The following is a 1005-nucleotide window of genomic DNA, read 5'->3' as shown; positions in this document are numbered from 1 at the left end:
CGTCTGGCAGCTTGGACACGGAGTATTCCCGCAATCTTTGCAATTGCATAGGCATCGTTGGTCGGCTCGAGATGCCCGGTGAGCAGGTACTCCTCCTTGATCGGCTGCGGCGCCAATTTCGGGTAAATGCACGATGATCCGAGGAACAGGAGACGCTCGACGCCGTGTGCAAGCGCAGCGTCGAGCACGTTCACCTGGATCCGAAGATTCTCCGACAGGAAGTCGACGAGGAACGCGCTGTTCGCCGCAATTCCACCAACTTTTGCTGCTGCGAGGATCACATTGGTCGGCTTTTCGCGGGCAAAGAAATCGAAGACAGCGTCCCGGTCACGCAAATCGAGTTCGGCGGACGACTTTCCGAGAAGGTTCGTGAAGCCTTCGGATTCCAGGTGCCGCCACACCGAGGAGCCGACCAATCCTCGATGTCCGGCTACGTAGAACGGTGCGCCTCGATCGAGCGCTCGCGCTGCGAACGAATCACTCATCGCGTCGCCAACCAGTCGGGAAGTGCCGGAGTGTCGATCCACGGGCGCCCCTCATGTTCGAGCGCTTCGATGTCTGCGTCGACCATGATCCGGGCCAGTTCGGGGGTGTGCACTCCGGCCTTCCACCCGAGTTTGCGCTCGGCATGACTCGGATCCCCGATCAGTGCGTCCACCTCGGTCGGCCGAAGGTACCGCTCGTCGAATCGAACGTGGTTTTCCCAGTTCAGACCTGCATGTTCGAACGCGACGGTCAGGAAGTCGCGCACCGAGTAGTTGCCACCGGTGGCGAGCACAAAATCCTCAGGCTCGTCGACCTGCAGCATGCGCCACATTCCCTCCACGTACTCCGGCGCATATCCCCAGTCGCGAATTGCATCGAGATTGCCCATGTACAAATGCTCCGTCACCGAGGGCGGTCACGTCCACCGTCTCCGCGTCGACACCTCAAGGCCGGTTCGCGGAGGGATGATCGAGAGCACACCGATCGACGTGGTCGCCGAGTACTACCCGGCGTTCAACG

General features: G+C 60.8%; 1 protein-coding gene and 1 pseudogene. Both read right to left on the bottom strand.

Features of this window, described 5'->3' with window-relative positions:
- Nucleotides 1–485, bottom strand: a 485-nt coding sequence (locus ABT116_RS50705) for an NAD-dependent epimerase/dehydratase family protein (protein WP_351648721.1), incomplete at its 3' end; no start/stop codon positions are given.
- Nucleotides 482–880 (bottom strand): annotated as a pseudogene (locus ABT116_RS50700) (GDP-mannose 4,6-dehydratase); the annotation flags it as partial. The pseudogene ABT116_RS50700 and the gene ABT116_RS50705, both read right to left, overlap by 4 nt.
- Nucleotides 881–1005: the final 125 nt, after the last annotated feature.

This window comes from Streptomyces sp. NPDC002130, from assembly GCF_040296465.1.
Taxonomy (GTDB): Bacteria; Actinomycetota; Actinomycetes; order Streptomycetales; family Streptomycetaceae; genus Streptomyces.
The sequence above is the reverse complement of the archived record's forward strand: the minus strand, read 5'-3'. Positions and strand labels throughout refer to the sequence as shown.